The following is a 2,954-nucleotide window of genomic DNA, read 5'->3' as shown; positions in this document are numbered from 1 at the left end:
GTCGCGAGAAATACGGATTTCGAGACAAGTTTATCGATCTGATGAGGCGAATAGCGCGCTATTTAACGAATCAAATCGAATGAAATTGGCCGGAAGCCCGGGTTTCGCAGTAGATCAGCGTTAAGTCCGACAGCCTGCTAGGCATCTTCCTGGCCGTTCTCTTCTTCTCCGCCGTCGATTGCGGCGTCGTCGGGTGCAAGCTCGGGCTCGACGTCTTCGGGTTCGTCGACGCGCACCGTCTTGACCAGTTTCTCGTCCTTGCCCAGGCGAATCAGCATCACGCCCTGGGTGTTGCGCGAGGTCCTGGAGACTTCCTCGACTCGGGTGCGCACCAGGGTTCCGCGGTCGGTGATCAGCATCATCTCGTCAGTCTCGTAGACCTGCATGGCGGCCACCAGGGCGCCATTGCGCACGCTGGTCTGCATGGCGATGACGCCCTGACCGGCGCGTCCGCGCAGCGGGAACTCCTCCAGGCGGGTGCGCTTGCCGTAGCCGTTCTCGCTGGCGGTGAGGATGGTGATCTGGCCGCCGTTGCCCTGGGCGGCAGTCGCCTCGGCCCCCTTCTCCGCCTCGACCTCGAGATCGGCCCCGGCATCGATGTGCTGGGTCCCGGGAATGATCAGGTTGATCACCTCGGCGCCCTTGAGCAGCCGGATACCGCGAACGCCGCGGGCGGTACGGCCCATGGCTCGGACATTACCTTCCTCGAAGCGGATCGCCTTGCCGTTGGAGGACAGCAGCATGGCATGGTCGCTGCCGGAGGTGATGGCGGCCCCCACCAGACGGTCACCCTCGTCCAGGTCGATGGCGATCAGGCCGACACTGCGCGGCCGCGAGAACTGCTCCAGGCTGGTGCGCTTGACCGTGCCCTTGGCGGTGGCGAAGAAGATGTAGCTGTCCGGGTCGTAGTGACGCACCGGCAGGATGGCGTTGATGGCCTCGCCCTCGTCCAGCGGCAGCATGTTGACCAGTGGCTTGCCGCGAGAGCCGCGGCTGGCGTTGGGCATCTCGTAGACCTTGAGCCAGTAGACCTTGCCCTTGTTGGAGAACAGCAGCACGGTGTCGTGGGTCGAGGCCACCAGCAGGTGCTCGATGATGTCCTCGTCCTTCATGGCGGTAGCGGACTTGCCGCGACCGCCGCGGCGCTGGGCCTGGTAGTCGGACAGCGGCTGGGTCTTGGCATAGCCGGAGCGGGACACCGTGACCACCATGTCCTCCTCGGCGATCAGGTCCTCCATGGAGAGGTCGAGATGGCTGGCCTGGATCTCGGTCTTGCGCGGGTTGCCAAACTGGTCGCGTACCGAGATCAACTCCTCGCGAATCACCTCGAGCAGACGCTCGGCGGAGGCCAGGATCTCGGTGAGCACGGCGATCTTCTCGAGGATCGAGAGATACTCGTCCAGCAGCTTCTCGGTCTCGAGACCGGTCAGGCGGTGCAGGCGCAACTCGAGGATGGCCTGAGCCTGGGCCGGAGACAGCCGGTAATGGCCGCCGGCGTCGTCCAGGCCGAAGCCGGGCTCGAGGTCGTCCGGCTTGCAGGAGGTAGCCCCGGCGCGCTCCAGCATGCCGGTGACCTGCCCCGGCTGCCAGGTCGTGGCCAGCAGCTTCTCCTTGGCCTCGGCGGCGGACGGCGAGGCCTTGATCAGCTCGATCACCTCGTCGATGTTGGAGATGGCGACGGCCAGCCCCTCGAGAAGATGGCCGCGCTCGCGATTCTTGCGCAGCTCGAAGAGGGTACGCCGGGTGACCACCTCGCGACGGTGGCGAATGAAGGCCTCGAGCACCTGCTTGATGTTGAGGATTCTGGGTTGCCCCTCCTCGATCGCCACCATGTTGATGCCGAAGACATTCTGCAGCTGGGTCTGGGCGAAGAGGTTGTTGACCACCACCTCGCCGGACTCACCTCGCTTGACCTCGATCACCACGCGCAGGCCGTCCTTGTCGGACTCGTCGCGCAGCTCGGCGATGCCGTCAATCTTCTTGTCCTTCACCAGCTCGGCGATCTTCTCGATCAGGCGCGCCTTGTTCACCTGGTAGGGCAGCTCGCTGACGATGATGTGGTCGCGGCCGGTCTTGTCGTCGTGCTCGATGGTGTGGCAGGCACGCACATAGATGCGTCCGCGGCCGGTACGGTAGGCCTCGAGGATGCCGGCACGGCCGTTGATGATGGCACCGGTGGGGAAATCCGGCCCGGTGATGTACTCCATGAGGTCATCGACGGTCAGGGTGTAATCGTCGATCAGTGCCAGGCAGCCGTTGATCACCTCGATCATGTTGTGGGGCGGGATGTTCGTCGCCATACCCACGGCAATGCCCGAGGAGCCGTTGATCAGCAGGTTGGGCACCTTCGTGGGCATGACATCGGGGATGCGTTCGGTGCCGTCGTAGTTGTCGACCCAGTCGACGGTGTCCTTCTCGAGGTCGGCGAGCAGCTCATGGGCGAGCCGGGCCATGCGGATCTCGGTGTAACGCATGGCGGCGGCATTGTCGCCGTCGATGGAACCGAAGTTGCCCTGGCCGTCGACCAGCACGTGACGCATCGAGAAATCCTGGGCCATGCGCACGATGGTGTCGTAGACGGCGCTGTCACCATGAGGGTGATACTTACCGATGACATCCCCCACCACGCGGGCGGATTTCTTGTAGGGCTTGTTCCAGTCGTTGCTGAGCTCGTGCATGGCGAACAGCACGCGCCGGTGGACGGGCTTGAGGCCGTCGCGCACGTCGGGCAGGGCACGACCGATGATCACGCTCATGGCGTAATCGAGGTACGACTGCTTGAGTTCGTCCTCGATGTTGACTGGCAGAACCTCTCTGGCGATGTCACCCATGGGTCTTGGAATCCTTTACACGGCAACGGGTTGGCACGCTTCCTTGCTGTCGCAGGGTGGCACCATAACAGCGCAGGATTATAACACCCCGAGGGCCACAAGGGCAGCGCCGCTCAGCTCAAG

Annotated in this window: 1 protein-coding gene; it reads right to left on the bottom strand. The window is 63.8% G+C overall.

Features of this window, described 5'->3' with window-relative positions:
* Positions 1–137: 137 nt before the first annotated feature.
* Positions 138–2,831 carry a DNA gyrase subunit A gene (gyrA, locus tag ACESMD_RS12715; protein WP_372613719.1) on the bottom strand — a complete coding sequence of 898 codons (2,694 nt, stop codon included), beginning with the start codon at positions 2,829–2,831 and terminating at the stop codon, positions 138–140.
* Between the last annotated feature and the right edge of the window lie 123 nt (positions 2,832–2,954).

It is taken from the genome of Halomonas sp., from assembly GCF_041689495.1.
Lineage (GTDB): Bacteria > Pseudomonadota > Gammaproteobacteria > Pseudomonadales > Halomonadaceae > Halomonas.
The sequence above is the reverse complement of the archived record's forward strand: the minus strand, read 5'-3'. Positions and strand labels throughout refer to the sequence as shown.

Excerpts from the sequence above, each read along its gene's own strand:
- gyrA (WP_372613719.1), bottom strand. The coding sequence starts at position 2,831 with ATGGGTGACATCGCCAGAGAGGTTCTGCCAGTCAACATCGAGGACGAA.